This window comes from Sorangium sp. So ce887 (assembly GCF_051521455.1).
GTDB lineage: Bacteria > Myxococcota_A > Polyangia > Polyangiales > Polyangiaceae > Sorangium.
This window is the reverse complement of record NZ_CP150354.1, coordinates 1,934,079-1,948,556: the sequence shown is the minus strand read 5'-3', so window position 1 is coordinate 1,948,556 and position 14,478 is coordinate 1,934,079. Positions and strand designations below refer to the sequence as shown.

The following is a 14,478-nucleotide window of genomic DNA, read 5'->3' as shown; positions in this document are numbered from 1 at the left end:
CCGTCTATTTCTTCTCTCGCGCGTTCCCGCGCCCGCCGGGGACCGCGCCGCACGGGTCCGCGGGCGCACGATCCAGGAGGGCCGCGCGGGTGAGCCCCTTCCCGCCGAAGCGCTCGGCCACCTCCGCCACGACGCCCTCCAGCCGACGGCGGCGCTCGGAGGCGACAGGGAACAGGCTCAGGGTCGGGCCGCCGGTCTGGCGCGTCAGGTCGCCGGCGGCGATGCCGACGAGCCGCACCGGTCGCGAGAGGTCGAACCGCGAGAGCAGCCCCCGCGCGCACGCGTAGATCGAGTCGGTGTCGCCGACCGGCTCGGACAGCCGGGTCTGGCGCGTCCGCAGCGTGAAGTCCGAGTACTTGAGCTTCACCGCCACCGCGCGGCAGGACAGGCCCGCCTTGAGCAGGCGCCGCGCCACGCGGCCCGACAGATCGAGCAGCCAGCGCTCGATCGCCTCCCTGCCCAGGAGGTCCTCCTCGACCGTCTCCTCCGCGCCGATCGACTCCGCCGCGCGGCCCGGGACGACCGCGCGGTCGTCGACGCCGGCCGCGAGGAGCCGGACGTGCTCGCCCCACGCGGGGCCGAGGAGCTCGTGGAGGCGCGGCGCCGGGCAGCGCGCGAGGTCGCCGACGGTCGCGAGCCCCGCTGCGCGGAGGCGCTCGGCCGCGCGCGGGCCCACGCCCCACATGCGCTCGAGCGGCAGCGGCGCGAGGAAGGCGGCGATGTCCTCGGGGACCACGACGAGGCCGTCGGGCTTCTGCAGATCGCTCGCGATCTTCGCGGCGAACTTGCACGACGCGACCCCGGCCGAGGCCGTGAGCCCGAGCTCGCCCTGGATCGCGCGCTTGATCTGCGCCGCGATCGCCGCGCCCTCGCCGAAGAGCGCGCGGCTCGCGGTCACGTCGAGGAACGCCTCGTCGAGCGACAGCCCCTCGACGAGCGGCGTGAAGCGGCGGAAGATCCCGAAGACCTGCGCGCTCACCTCGGCGTAGCGGGCGTGCCGCACGGGCACGACGACGGCCTGCGGGCAGCGGCGGATCGCCTCGGCCATCGGCATCGCCGAGCGGGCGCCGGAGGGGCGCGCCTCGTACGAGGCGGCCGCGACGACGCCGCGCCGCGAGGCGCCGCCGACCAGGACCGGGCGGCCCCGCAGCGACGGGTCGTCGAGCTGCTCGACCGACGCGAAGAACGCGTCCATGTCGATGTGGAGGATCTGGCGCATCGCGGGGGGAGCGATCGCACCCCGGGAGCGCGCCGGGATCAACCGCCCCGACGGCCAACCGCCGCCTGATCCCTCACGGCGCGCCGCGCCGCCTCCGCAGCAGCGTCCGCGCGCGCACCGCGCCGCTTTTCGAGATCCCGGTCGACGCAGCAAGAAAACGACGCCGTCCCGCGCGATTCGAGCGAAGGACGACCGAGGGCGCCCGCATCCACAAGGCAACCGAGCAGCAACGCAGGGCCCAGCCGGGCCTCGAGGGTCGAGCCTGCCGGCGGCCATTCCTGTCGAGGCGCTCCGTGCCTCGCACGCAGGGGGGATGACTCCATGAGACAGTCGTACCTGGCTCTGACGGAATCGTCCTGTGTCGTGGTCCCGCAGCGGGCGCGGCGCTTGTCATGCGAGCTGCAGTTGGCGCGCACCGTTCCGCGCAGCATGCGCGGCGAAAGGAGCATCATGGTCGTTGTTGGTATGCGGAGCGCAGAAACCTTCCTCGCCGTGGCGATCGCCACGAGCGCAATCATGGGGTGCTCGAGCCCCCCTGCGGAAGACCTGGGAGAGGATCTGGATGGGGTCGAGGCGCCGATCATGGCGCTGGCCGGTGATGAGCCTGTGTCAGAGTCGGAGGTGAAGCTCATCGTCGAAGGCGTCGCGGCAGCTTATGCCGCTGACGCGCAGGCGCACGGGGCGCAGTTCACCGTACGCGTCATGGGCTCGTCAACGCACATCGATATCGCCGAGGATCGCACCTGGAACATCGTCGTGGGGACCGACTTCTTCCGGGCCGGCCTCACGCGCGACCTCGCGACATTCATCGGCTGCCACGAGGTGGGCCACGCGCTTGGCGGCTTCCCGTTCAAAGACGGTCCGCCGCAGCGCACCCAGGTGGACGGGCTCGCGGAAGGCCAGTTCGGCACGGTGAGCGCCTCCGAGGGCCAGGCCGACTACTTCGCATCAAAGGACTGCCTTGCCCGGATCTGGGGCGATGACATCGACGAGAACAGCGCGTACCGGACGCGGGTGTCGCCGGCGACCCAAGCCCGCTGCGACGGCGTATGGGCGAGCGACGCGGAGCGCGATCTCTGCTACCGCGTCGCGGCGGTCGCCAACGACTTCGGGATCTGGCTCGGCAGGACGCCGGCATCGACCGACACGCCCTCAACGAGGGTCCTGACGGGCACCAACGTCAACAACATGGCGGCTCAGTGCCGCGTGGACACCATCTTCGCCGGCGCCCTGTGCCCGGTGCGAAACCCCGGCGCCGACATCCCCGGTCTCGTCCCGCCGTACGCGCGCCTGGTCGAGATCGATCCCACAGTCGAGGCGGACGCCGCGTACGCCGCCTGCGCGGAAGGACCCGGCGCGCGTCCGCGCTGCTGGTTCCGGCCGAACTCCACACCGTACGACTGCTCGTCCGTGCCCGAGGCCGGCGACTGCGTCGTCACCGAGGAAGGCGTGTCCGCCGAGCGGATCTGTTCGCCGCGGATGGGGATCGAGATCTTTCCGTGCGCGGTCGGCACGAGCTGCGAGCTGGAGGAGGACGGCTTCCCGGTCTGCGAGCTGGACACGAACTGAGGCAGCACTCCTCCCGCAGGCTGTGGAGTGAAGGCGGCTCCTTCGCGATCCGTGGATTCCGCCGGGGTTTCTGGGGGGCGTGACCTCGGGATCGATCAGGGTCACCAGGACAGGTCCCGCGGTGCAGCCGCCGGCGCGCCGGTGGTACGATCGCCCGGTCATCGTGGAGCTCCGACCCGACGCCGTCATCGCGGACAAGCTGCACCTGCTGAGGCCTCTCGGGCAGGGCGGGATGGGGGTCGTGTGGGCGGCGCGGCACCTCGCCCTCGAGACCGACGTCGCGGTGAAGTTCATCCGCCCCGAGCGGGTGGCGGAGAGCCCTGCCCTCGTCGCGCGTTTCCACCGGGAGGCGAGGGCCACGGCGCGGATCGCGCACCCGCACGTCGTGCAGGTGATGGATTACGGGGCCGTGGACGGCGCCGTGCCGTACCTCGTCATGGAGCTCCTGCGCGGGTTCTCGCTCGCCGAGCTCCTCGAGCGCGGCGGCCGCCTCAGCTTCGCCACCGCGAGGTCGCTCGTGCGGCAGGTGGGGAGCGCGCTCGAGTGCGCCCACGAGCGCGGCATCGTGCACCGCGACATCAAGCCCCACAACGTCTTCATCACGGAGGGGGGCAAAGGATATCCGCTCTTCGTCAAGGTGCTCGACTTCGGCGTCGCGAAGATGGCGGGCGACGCGGCGGTGCCGGCGGCGAACCCCGCGCTCACCGAGACCGGGATGGTGATCGGATCGGCTCCCTACATGAGCCCCGAGCAGCTCGAGGGGAGCAAGGACGTCGATCTCCGCTCGGATCTCTGGTCGCTCGGCGTCGTCCTCTACGAGACGTTGACCGGCGCGCAGCCCTTCCAGGGCAGCTCGTTCGTCGCCGTGGGCGCGGCGGTCCTGAAGGGGAAGTTCCGCCCCGCCACCGAGCAGAGGCCGGACCTGCCGGCGTCGATCGACGACTGGTTCGCCAAGGCGCTCTCCGTCGATCCGAGCTGCCGATTCGAGTCGGCGCGCGAGATGGTCGAGTCCTTCCCGGGCGTGGAGGCCCGGATCGTGGAGCTCGACGCGCCCGCTGGCCGCCATCACCCTGCCGCGTTCGCCACGACCGTGGCCGCGCCGGTCGATCTTCGGGGCGCGCCCCACGGCGCGGACGAGCTCGAGAGAGAGCCTGTGACCTCGGGCGCGCTCGCGACCTCAGGCGCGCTCGCGACCTCAGGCGCGCTCGCGGGCGCCCCTGGGACGGCAGGCTCTGTCCCCGACGCCGCGGCCGGCCACACCGTGCTCCACCCGCTCGCCGCGGAGCGGCCCGCGGCGCGGGGCCCCTCGGGCGCGCGCGCCACGCGCCTTCGGCGCGGCGTGCCGCTCGCCGCCGCCGCATGCGCGGCGGGCGCGGGGGTGTACCTCTTCCTGCGCGCGCCATCGGCCGGATCGGGCGGCTGCCCGGGCGGCATGGTGCTCATCGAAGACGCCGAGTTCAAGATGGGCTCCGACGCGGACGCGGAGACGCCCAGCGACGAAACACCGCGACACGGCGTGACCGTGAGGCCGTTTTGCCTCGACGTCACCGAGGTCACGGTGAAGGCCTACTCGGACTGCGAGGCCTGCGAGCGCCCGCGGCAAACCGTCGAGTCGGAGGGGCTCACGCCCAACGGCCGCTCCTTCTGGAGCCAGTTCTGCAACGGCCCCGAGGCGCTGGACCACCCCATCAACTGCGTCGATTGGCACCAGGCGAAGGCGTATTGTGCCGCCTCCGGCAAGCGGCTGCCCACCGAGGCGGAGTGGGAGCTCGCGGCGCGCGGCAAGGACGCATGGACCTACCCCTGGGGCCACGCGCCTCCCTCGGGCGAACGCCTCAACGCCTGCGGGCCGGAGTGCAGCCGCATGCTGACGGAGCGGCTCGACAAGGTGGGGAAGGGGCCGTGGCCTCGCATGTACAACGACGGCGACGCGGCCCCGGCGACTGCCCCCGTCGGACGATCGCCGGCAGGGAAATCGCCCGCCGGCGCCCTGGACCTGGCCGGCAACGTCTGGGAGTGGACCGAGAGCCATTATTGCCCCTACGACAGGGACGATTGCGACGACTCCCGCCGCGTGCTCCGCGGCGGCGGGTGGGACACGGTCGAGAGCCAGTACGTGCGCTCCGCCCACCGCCGCCCGAGCGCCCCCACGGCGCGCGGCTGGAGCATCGGCTTCCGCTGCGCCAAGACCCCCTGATTCCGCCGGTCAGAAATCCCGCCAGAAACACCGGCCGATGACGAGCGGCCGCCAGAAACAGTAGCAATTTTGATAGCTTCCGCCTGTCTCCCCGCCGAGGGCGGCTCCGGTGTGATCCAACGGGGCGCCCTGCGCCGCCGCATCGCCCTCGGGGGCTGAGCGCGGCCGCGAGACGAACCGCTCGTCAGTCGCCGTTCGCGGGCGAGAAAGGCTCGACGCGCACGGACTCCTCGATTTCTCGCTTGGGCGGGTTTTTGACGGAAAGCGTGCTGTCGATGAGGATGGCTCGACGCGGGCGCGGCGCGCTGACCTGAGCTTTGCAGAGCTCCTCCACGACGCGGCCGCGCAGCGCATCGTTCACTTCCTTGTTCTTGCCGGGCGGCACGCGCGCGCTGATACGCAGGACGATCGATCCCTCGTTGAGCTCCTCCACGCCGACGTCCACCTGCCCCGGAGCGCCCGTCTGCAGCTCGACCTCCTTCTCGGCGACCCTCGCGAGGAGCTCACGCACCCGCTGCACGTCCTCCTCGTAAGGCACGTGCACGTCGACCACCGCGTTCACGTAGGATCGCGAATGGTTCGCGACCTTGCGCACCTCGCCGTTCGGGATCGAATGGAGCACGCCCATCTCGTCGCGGATCTTCGTGATACGAACGCCGATCTCCTCCACGCGCCCCTGGATGCCGCCGATCTCCACGAGATCCCCGACGAGAAGCAGGTTCTCGAAGAGGATGAAGAAGCCGGCCACGATATCGCCCACGAACGTCTGCGCGCCGAAGCCGATGGCCACGCCGATGACGCCGGCGCCGGCGAGCAGCGGCGTGGGATCGATGGACGCCTCGCGCAGGCCCAGCACGAGAGCCGAGAAGTAAATCGCGTACCGCACGAAGCCCATGGCCACGGGGACCAGGGTTTTTCGTTGCTGGAGCGTCTGGGGGTTCTCCTCCGCCACCTTCCCGAGGAAGAGGTCGTTGATGAGGAGCACGCAGATCTCGACGAGGACCCGGCTCGCATAAACGATCGCGATGATCCGGAGCCCGACCCGCCCCGCCTGCGAGAGCCACGTGTCGGGCGTGAGCACGTCCGCGACCCACGTCGCCGCCGTGATGTACACGCAATAATCGACGACGCGCTTCGTGATCCCGAGCAGGTGCGACAGGTTCCCGAGGTACCTGAGCGGGCTTTCGAGGCGGGCGAGCCTCGTGGAGTTGTCGAAGATGACGTCGAGGAGGAGGTATCCGATCCCCGTCGCGAGGCGGCTCACGTAAAACGCGCCCAGCGTGTAGCTGGCGAGCAATACGGTGCGCTGGGTCCCCGGCGCGAGCGCGAGCTTCTCGGTGAGGAGGACCGCGGCGGCGCCGAGGACGACCACGCGGAGCGCCTTGCGCAGGCGCATCGTGACCTCTGCGACCGGCTCGCGCCGCTTCTCCAGCCAGTCCGAGCGCGCGACCGCCTTTCCCAGCGCGTCGGCGAGCCCCCGGGCGAGGGCGTCGACGAAGAGCGCGCCGACGGCGATGCCGAGCGCGGTGAGCAACCGCATCTTGGCGAGCGCGGGCTCGTCTCCGACGAGCCCGACGAGCGCGCTCTTCACCACGTCGAGGGCGCGAATTCCGCGAACCATGGCGAACGCCGCGCCGCCCATGAGCACGGCCCCGACGAGCGCGACCCAGACGAGCGCGCGGCGACGGACGCGACGCCGGAACGACTTGCGCTCGTCGGCCGTGACGTGCTCCAGCGTCGGCGAGCGCAAGACGAAGGCGTAGGCCCGATGGATCAGCCTAACCACGAGCTCCGAGAGGAGCAGGAGCACCACGATCGCGATGCACAGCGCGACGAGGTTGTGGAGGAGCAGGTCGAGATGCAGCGTCATCGAGGCCGTCGAGACTACCGCCCGATCTGGACGTTCTCAAGGACGCCGAGAGCGTCGGGCACCAGCACCGCGGCGGAGTAATAGGTGCTCACGAGGTACGACGTAATGGCCTTCCCGTCGGTCTCCATCCTGCGGGCCGAGACACCGGGCTCGATCTCCTCGGGGAGGCCCGTGCGGTGGAGGCCGATGACGCCCTGATGCTCCTGCCCCGTGCGCATGACGAGAATGGAGCTCGTTTTGTCCTCGTTGATCGGGATCTTGTCGCAAGGCAGGATCGGGACGCCGCGCCACGCCGCGACCTGCGTGCCGGAGAGCTCGACGGTGGTCGGGTAGATGCCGCGGCGACTGCACTCCCGGTGGAAGGCGGCGATCGTGCGCGGGTGCGCCAGGAAAAATTGCGACTTGCGGCGCCGGCAGAGGATCTCGTCCATGTCGTCGGGCGTCGGGCGGCCGCTCCGGGGATGGAGGCGCTGCTTCAGGTCGGCGTTGTGCAGGAGGCCGAAATCACGGTTGTTGATGAGCTCGTACTCCTGCCGCTCGCGCAGGGCCTGGACGGTCAGGCGGAGCTGCTCCTGGAGCTGATCCATCGGATCGTTGAAGAGATCCGAGACGCGCGTGTGGAGCCGGAGGACCGCCTGCGCGACGCTGAGCTCGTATTCACGCGGCGCGGTCTCATAATCGACGAACGTCCTCGGGAGCGTGTGCTCGCCCTTGTGACCGGCGGTGAGGGCGATCGCCGCCTGTCCGAGCTTGTCCTGCGGCTTCTTCCGCCGCTCCTTGAGCGACTCGACGTGCGCGTGGAGCGCCGGGGATCGCGAGATCAGCTCCTCGAAGACGCGCTGCGGGAGCTCGAGCACGATGCACGGCGTGACGGCCCTGACCGAATAGGTCCATACGTCGTTCGATTCGATGACGGATTGATCCCCGAAATGGTCCCCATCCGCGAGGACGTCGAGGATCGTGTCGGCGCCGTACTTGCCTACGCCGAGCTTCTGGGCCTTTCCGTGCGCAAGCAGGAAGATCGTCTCCGCGGGTTTTCCGCGCTCGGCGATCAGCGCGCCGGGCTTGTACTCCCGCTGGATGAACCGGCTCGCCAGGGTGTCGAGCACGGCGTCATCCGAGAAACCTTGCAAGAGCGGCAATTCGCAGAGCTCCTGCGGGACCACCTGCACCTTCGCCCCGACGTTGCCGAAGCTCAACCGCCCGTCGCCGACTGCATAACTCAGGCGACGGTTCACGCGATACGTGCCGCCCGTGACCTCGATCCAGGGCAAGACCCGCAAGAGCCACCGGGGCGTGATCCCCTGCATCTGCGGGTGCGATTTGGTCGTCGTCGCGAGCCTTCGCGCCCCCAGCGTCCCGAGGCTCGAACGCTCTACCTCGTCCCCGATCCCAAGAATTTCGGCGTTTGCCATGACGTACCTTTCCTTCTGCGCGCTTCGGAGAGCAGAGCGCTCCGCGTGTGCCCTGCGTCTGCACGGGGCACACGCGGAGCGGCTACCGCTCGCGGCTCATTCGTGGGCGCGTCCGATCTCGACGCTCTCCAGGACGCCGAGCGCGTCGGGGACCAGCACGGCCGCCGAGTAATAGAGGCTGACGAGGTACGACATGATGGCCTTATCGTTGATCCCCATGAAGCGCACGTTGAGGCTCGGCTCGACCTCGTCCGGAATGCCGGCGTGGTGCAGGCCGATGACGCCCTGGTTCTTCTCGCCCGCGCGCACGAGCAGGATCGAGGTCGTCCGCGTCTCCGAGACCGGGATCTTGTTGCACGGGAAGATCGGCACGCCGCGCCACGCCGGGACGCGATGGCCGTTCACCTCGGTGCTCTGCGGATAGATGCCGAGGCGGCTGCACTCCTGGCCGAACGCCGCAATGGCGCGCGGGGGCGCGAGGAAGAACGACGGCTCCCTCCAGACCGTGGCGAGGAGCTCGTCCATGTCGTCCGGCGTCGGGGGGCCGCTGTGGGTATGGATGCGCTGCTTCAGGTCGGCGTTGTGCAGGAGGCCGAACTCGCGGTTGTTGATGAGCTCGTGCTCCTGGGTCTCCTTCAGGGCCTCGATGGTCAGGCGGAGCTGCTGCTCCGTCTGGTTCATCGGCTCGTTGAACAGATCCGCGACGCGCGTGTGGATGTGGAGCACGGTCTGCGCCACGCTGAGCTCGTACTCGCGGGGCGAGGTCTCATAATCGACGAACGTGCCGGGGAGGACGGGCTCGCCGGAGTGGCCCGCCGCGATCTCGATCGTCGCCTCGCCCGTGTTGTCCTGCTTCTTCGCGGCGAGCGCCTTGAAGTTGTCGAGGTGCTTCTTCAGCGACGGGTGCTGGGCGACGAGCTCCTCGAAGGCGTTCTGCTGGAGCGTCAGCACCGTGACCGTCGTGACGGCCTTGGCCGTGAACGTCCAGTAATCCCGCGTCTCCAGGAGCGCCTGGTAGCTGTAATGGTCGCCGTCCGCGAGGACCGCGAGCACCGTCTCATCGCCGTACTTGCCCGCGCCGATCTTGTTGACCTTGCCGTGCGCGATGAGGCAGATGTGATCGGCCTCCTTGCCGCGCTCGGTGATGACGTCGCCGGGCTTGTACTCACGCTGCACGAAGCGGTTCGCCAGCGCGGTGAGGACCTCGACGTCATCGTAACCGCGGAGGAGCGGCAGCTCGCAGAGCTCCTGCGGGATGACCTGGATCTTCGCGCCGGTGTTCGTGAACGTCACCCGCCCGTCGCCCACCGCATAGCTCAGGCGGCGGTTCACGCGGTACACGCCGTTGACGTGCACCCACGGCAGGAGCTTGACCAGCCACCGCGACGAGATGCCCTGCATCTGCGGCGCCGACTTGGTCGTCGTCGCGAGCTGCCTCGCGGCCGCCGTCGCGAGGCTGGTCTGGTGCTGATCGATCGAACCCAAATTACCTGTGATAGACATGAGTCCCTCTTTCCCGGACGGCTAGGGCCGCCCGTGCTTCACCGGCACGGACCGCGCCGTACCCATCGAAAGATCCGCCTTCGCAGCAGGAGCCGCGGCGCCGGCTTTTCCGGCGCCGAAGAAGCTGCTGATACGCGCCGCAGAGGCGCCAAACCCACGCGCACCGTCGATCGCCCGCTCGATCGGGTGGCGCTCGATCTCCGCGTCCACGTACCGGCTCGTCACGACGTGCCAGTTGAGGACGCCAGCCATGTACCATCGCTGCTTCTCGACGTATCCGAGCACGGCCTCGCGGGCAGCCTTGTCGAGGTCGAATTCGTCGAGGATGCGGGGCAGCTCGGTCGCGACGATGTGCTCGAACTCCAGCACGCGCGCCGTGATCAGGTCATTGACGACCTCCTTGGCCCGCTGCGCGTCGCATTCGAGGAACCGCTCGACGACCAGCACGAGGTTATTGAGCTCGCCCTCGAACTCGATCTCCTTGCGGTACGAATAGAGATCGTTGATCCACCCGCCCACGTCGGCCGTGGTGTTGTCGAGCCCTCGCATCGTCCGCGTCCGGAAGACCGCGGCCGGGACCACATTGCCGAGCGTGAGCATGGACAGGCTCATCGTGAGAGCGGCGCCGAACGTCTTGCGGCGCATCTCGACGTAATCGACCGGATCCGGGATCCGGTTCTGGGTCTGGTTCAGGAGCTCCCAGAGCCAGCTCTCGGTCATGGTCTCGACGCTGCGGCGGAGCGACTGCCGCGAATTCATCGACATGGGGGAAGCTGTACGGATCCAGAGATCCAAGAGGCCGCTCTCCACCGGGTTCTCGGGCACCGGGGCGCCCGCGCAGTCGAGGGGCATGAACATCGAGAGCCGGGCATTGAACCGTTTCGCGCCCGCCATGTCCCGCGTCGCGCCGAACACGAGCGGGAAATAATCGTCGGCGTACGTCCCCCACGTCAGCCAGGCCGACGTCAGGTCGAGCTCGTGCGGGGACGCGTCCGGGTGAATGCCCGCGGCGCAGATGGGGTAATCGAAGCCGATGAGCCTGCGCTCGTCCCAGATCCCGGAGCCGAAGACGCCCGGCACCACGTCGAGCATCGCGAACTTGCGGGCCCACTCGACGGTATTCCGGCGCGCCGCGGGCAGATGCGGGCTCAAGCGGAGCTTGAACGGCATGTAAATCTTCGGGAGCGGCGTCCTGCCCACGGGCTGGAACGGGACGTGGGTGAGGGTCTTGATCCGCTGCAAACCCAGGGCGCCGGGCGTGAGCCTGATCCGAAACGCCGAGGTGCCGAGCCCCGTCGGCGCCGCGGGGAAATCGGGGACGCTCGCGGATTTGTCCGCGTTTTCGTTCATATAGCGGCTCGACCGCATGTGCCATTCGTGGCCGCCGGACTGCCAATCCTGCAGCCCCTTCACGTACTTGGCGACGTCGAGGGCTTGCGCCGGCGTCAGCCCGTACTCCACGCAGAGCGCCGGCACCTCGACGAGCGCCGTGTTCTCGAATTGCTGGAGCCGCGACGTCAGGATCTCGTTCGTCAAATCGGCCGCTTTTTGCGTGGGGACGCCGAGGAAACGCTCGAGGACGAGCACGCAGTTGGCGTTTTCCCCTTCGTCCTCGACCTCCCGCTGGTACGAGAACAGGTCATTTCGCAGGTGGACGCCGTCCGAGAACGCGTCGCGCAGGACCTCGAGGGGGCGCGTCGCGGCGACGGCGGCCGGGACCTCGGCGCCCACGGCGATCTCGATGAGGCCCGCGGACCAGGGCGCGCCGCCGACCTTGCGGCGCATCTCGATGTATTCGACCGGGTTCGCGACGCGGTTCTCCTGGATATTGGCGAGCTCCCACATGCATTCGAGCAGCAGGTTCCTCGTCGCCTCGAGGAAACGCTCGCGCCAGTGGACCGAGGTGAGCGGGACGGTCCGCGCCCAGAGGTCCGCGAGCGCGCGCTCGACCACGTTCGTCGGCTCCGGCGGCGCCCCCGTGGGCACGACGGGCATGAAGAGCGGCAGGCGGTCGAGGTACGCCTTCGCGCCGCGCATGTCCTTGGTGCGCTTGTAGATTTCGAGGAAATGATCGTCGAAGAAGAACACCCAGACATACCAATCCGTGATCAGATTGAGCTCGGGCGCGGGCGCGTCGGGGTGGGTGTACGCGCAGAGCAGCGCGTAGTCGTGCGCGTCGAGGTCGCTCTCGGTCCAGATGGGTTTTCCTTGCGGGTTCTCCTCCAGGATACCCATCTCGTAGGACCAGCCCTTGGTATGCGCGCGCGCACCTTCGAGGTGCGGATTGATGCGCGCCGGATACGGCATGTAGAAGTCGGGCAGCGTGAAAGGTTGCATGTTCGCTGACTTCTCTCGCGCGACGTCGATAGGGGCGACGCGGGCGACCTGAATGTCTTTGGCGGTGCGTGTCCCGGACGTGACCCGGCCGCTCGCACGCAGACGTGCCACGACGCGTTTATGCGGCTCGTCCGTACAGACCGATCGGGATCCTTCGTGCAGGACGGATCTAGTACAGCCAGCGGCTCCCACCAAAAAATTGGTGATCAACCCCAGACCGCAGCAACTCTATAATCTCTGCTTGGGGCGGAACCGCTCGGGCGCCACGTCCGCGGCGACCGCCCATGTCGCGCGGACGGTCCCAGCCTTGGCACGGTCATCAATCGGGCCAACTTGGCAGCTTGTGAGCCTCCGACAGCAACCACGCCTCCGCCGCTCGTTTGCCGTCACCGCCGCGTTCAACTGCTCGGAGAGCTGCTCGCCCAGCACCCGGTGCGCCGCTGGAAGGCGCTCCAGCCAGCTTGCTCGCGTCGCCGCCTCGCGCATCGCTTCTCCGGGCCCGCTCATCCCGCGGTTAGGCAGACAAGGACCCAGAAGGGAGAGCGCCGATGAAGAGAACCATCGGATTGGACGTGCATGCCACCAGCACGACATTCGCCGTGCTCAGCGAGAGCGGCAGGCGGCTGGGGACGCACGCCGCGGAGACCAACGGGCAAGCTCTTGTGGAACGCCTCAACCCGCGAGCGCCTCCGCGGAAGGGGCAAGGGTCTGTAGAAACACCATCTGCGAGGAGGTCCTGACCGCACTCATCGCAATGCAGTCGGGCCCGGGTTGGGGCCATGCCGTCCGAGGGGGCGCGGTCCGTCGTCACGCCCTCCTAAAATCCCCGGGGATGCGACGGATCGCGACGGTTCGGCGCCGCGGAATCGTCCCGCCAGGGCTCTGTCTCGCGAGCGGAGAGAGATGGGAACGCTAAGACGCCCAGCGCGCAAAGGCACAATAATGCACGAATCTATTTCTTTTTTGCGGCTTTGCGTTGAAATCTCTCTCCGGATCCCTGGCAGGATCCTCGTGGATGGAACGAGGCGCGATCACTCCCCTTGCTGCGCGCGCTTGCGGAACCGCAGCAGCTTGCCGCGCGAGACGCCGAGCCGCTCCGCGGCCGACGTCACGTTGCCCCCGGCGGCCGCGAGGGCGGACTCGACGCGCTCCTGCGTGAGCGCGGTCTTCTGGTCGTCCGGCGCCTTCCCCAGCGCCTCCTCGAGCGCCCACAGCCGCAGCCCGGGCTCGTGATCGAGGCGGCGCACCGCCGCGAGGGCCGCGTCGAGCCCGCGCACGTTGCTGGGCCAGGGATCGAGCAGCAGCCGCTCGATGGCCTCGACCTCGACCGCCTCCGCCGGGAGCGCGACGCCCGCGCGCCGCGCGAGCTCGCACGCCACGCTGAAGAGGTCCTCGCGCCGCTCGCGGAGCGCCGGCACGTGGATGCGCGCCATCGCGAGCCGCGCGAACAGGTCGCGCCGGAACGCCCCGCGCGCCACCCTCTCCTCGAGGTCCCGGTGGGTCGCGGCGACGACCAGCACGTTCACGTGGACCGGCCGCTGCGCCCCGACCGGCAGCACCTCGCGGTTCTCCAGGAGCCGCAGGAGCTTCGCCTGGAGATCGAGGTCGAGCTCGCCGATCTCGTCGAGGAACAGCGTCCCGCCGTCGTGGGCCACGACGATCCCGGGCGCGGCGCTGCGCGCGTCCGAGAACGCCCCCGCCACGTGACCGAACATCTGCGACTCGAAGACGCCGCGGGCGACGCCGGCCACGTTCACCGCCGCGAACGGCGCCGCGCGCCCGAGCGCCGCCGCTGCGGCGCGCGCGACGAGCTCCTTGCCCACGCCGGTCTCCCCCTCGATGAGCACGTTGCCGGGGCGGCTCCGCGGCAGGCCCGCGAGGGGCTGCGCGACGGCGCGCAGGCCGTACGGGCCGACGAGCCCGCCCACGGGCGGCGCCGGCTCGAGGGTGCCGTGGAGCTCCTCGCGGAAGACGAAGAGGATGCGCCCGAGCCTCAGCACCGCGCCGTCATCGAGCGGCGTGAGGTCGCGCGGCGCGAGCCTCGATCCGTTCACCCACGTGCCGTTGCGCGACCCGACGTCCGCGACGCGCAGCGCGCCGCCGGCGCGATCGATCCGCAGGTGCCTGCCTGACACCTCTGTGTCGGCGAGGCCGCGCTCGGCGAGCCAGGCGCGGCCGATGACGGACCCGGAGTCGGGCAGCGCGAACGCCATGGGCCGCGGGAAGGCGCACACGAGCGCCGGCCGCCGCCGCCCGGCCTCGGGCCGCACCGGGCTCCGGTGCTCGCTGGTGCTCGGCACGTCCTTGGCCATTGTCCTCGCAGGGTGCCATGCACGCCCGGAGCGTGGAAGCGCCGCGCTGGGGGCGG

8 protein-coding genes are annotated in these 14,478 nt (G+C 69.7%); 2 read left to right on the top strand and 6 right to left on the bottom strand.

The window, feature by feature from the left end; all coding sequences use genetic code 11:
- Window positions 1-4 precede the first annotated feature (4 nt).
- Entirely contained in the window at window positions 5-1,219 is a 1,215-nt protein-coding gene (locus WMF36_RS07395) for a DNA polymerase IV (RefSeq protein ID WP_437578895.1), read from the bottom strand.
- 450 nt (window positions 1,220-1,669) lie between these two features.
- On the opposite strand from WMF36_RS07395, the gene WMF36_RS07390 reads away from it, so the two are divergent.
- Complete coding sequence (locus WMF36_RS07390; protein ID WP_437578894.1) at window positions 1,670-2,788, top strand: hypothetical protein; 1,119 nt, start codon at window positions 1,670-1,672, stop codon at window positions 2,786-2,788.
- 121 nt (window positions 2,789-2,909) lie between these two features.
- Window positions 2,910-4,985: a bifunctional serine/threonine-protein kinase/formylglycine-generating enzyme family protein gene (locus tag WMF36_RS07385; protein WP_437578893.1), complete on the top strand. Its 2,076-nt coding sequence runs from the start codon at window positions 2,910-2,912 to the stop codon at window positions 4,983-4,985.
- 184 nt (window positions 4,986-5,169) lie between these two features.
- Here WMF36_RS07385 and WMF36_RS07380 read toward each other — a convergent pair whose 3' ends face one another.
- From WMF36_RS07380 to WMF36_RS07360, 5 genes are all read right to left on the bottom strand, one after another.
- Window positions 5,170-6,855 carry a mechanosensitive ion channel family protein gene (locus tag WMF36_RS07380; protein WP_437578892.1) on the bottom strand — a complete coding sequence of 562 codons (1,686 nt, stop codon included), beginning with the start codon at window positions 6,853-6,855 and terminating at the stop codon, window positions 5,170-5,172.
- 14 nt (window positions 6,856-6,869) lie between these two features.
- Window positions 6,870-8,270 carry a family 2B encapsulin nanocompartment shell protein gene (locus WMF36_RS07375; protein WP_437578891.1) on the bottom strand — a complete coding sequence of 467 codons (1,401 nt, stop codon included), beginning with the start codon at window positions 8,268-8,270 and terminating at the stop codon, window positions 6,870-6,872.
- 96 nt (window positions 8,271-8,366) lie between these two features.
- Window positions 8,367-9,773 carry a family 2B encapsulin nanocompartment shell protein gene (locus WMF36_RS07370; RefSeq protein WP_437578890.1) on the bottom strand — a complete coding sequence of 469 codons (1,407 nt, stop codon included), beginning with the start codon at window positions 9,771-9,773 and terminating at the stop codon, window positions 8,367-8,369.
- Between the two features lie 21 nt (window positions 9,774-9,794).
- On the bottom strand, window positions 9,795-12,110 hold the full coding sequence (locus WMF36_RS07365; protein WP_437581864.1) for a family 2 encapsulin nanocompartment cargo protein terpene cyclase: 2,316 nt from the start codon (window positions 12,108-12,110) through the stop codon (window positions 9,795-9,797).
- Between the two features lie 1,031 nt (window positions 12,111-13,141).
- A complete protein-coding gene (locus WMF36_RS07360) occupies window positions 13,142-14,422 on the bottom strand; it encodes a sigma 54-interacting transcriptional regulator (RefSeq protein WP_437578889.1) in 1,281 nt (426 codons plus the stop codon).
- Window positions 14,423-14,478: the final 56 nt, after the last annotated feature.

What these genes read in the sequence shown, in the direction of transcription:
- WMF36_RS07390 (WP_437578894.1), top strand. Translation starts at nt 1,670, where the DNA reads ATGGTCGTTGTTGGTATGCGGAGCGCAGAAACCTTCCTCGCCGTGGCG.
- WMF36_RS07370 (WP_437578890.1), bottom strand. Translation starts at nt 9,773, where the DNA reads ATGTCTATCACAGGTAATTTGGGTTCGATCGATCAGCACCAGACCAGC.
- WMF36_RS07375 (WP_437578891.1), bottom strand. Translation starts at nt 8,270, where the DNA reads ATGGCAAACGCCGAAATTCTTGGGATCGGGGACGAGGTAGAGCGTTCG.
- WMF36_RS07395 (WP_437578895.1), bottom strand. Translation starts at nt 1,219, where the DNA reads ATGCGCCAGATCCTCCACATCGACATGGACGCGTTCTTCGCGTCGGTC.
- WMF36_RS07380 (WP_437578892.1), bottom strand. Translation starts at nt 6,855, where the DNA reads ATGACGCTGCATCTCGACCTGCTCCTCCACAACCTCGTCGCGCTGTGC.
- WMF36_RS07365 (WP_437581864.1), bottom strand. Translation starts at nt 12,110, where the DNA reads ATGCAACCTTTCACGCTGCCCGACTTCTACATGCCGTATCCGGCGCGC.
- WMF36_RS07360 (WP_437578889.1), bottom strand. Translation starts at nt 14,422, where the DNA reads ATGGCCAAGGACGTGCCGAGCACCAGCGAGCACCGGAGCCCGGTGCGG.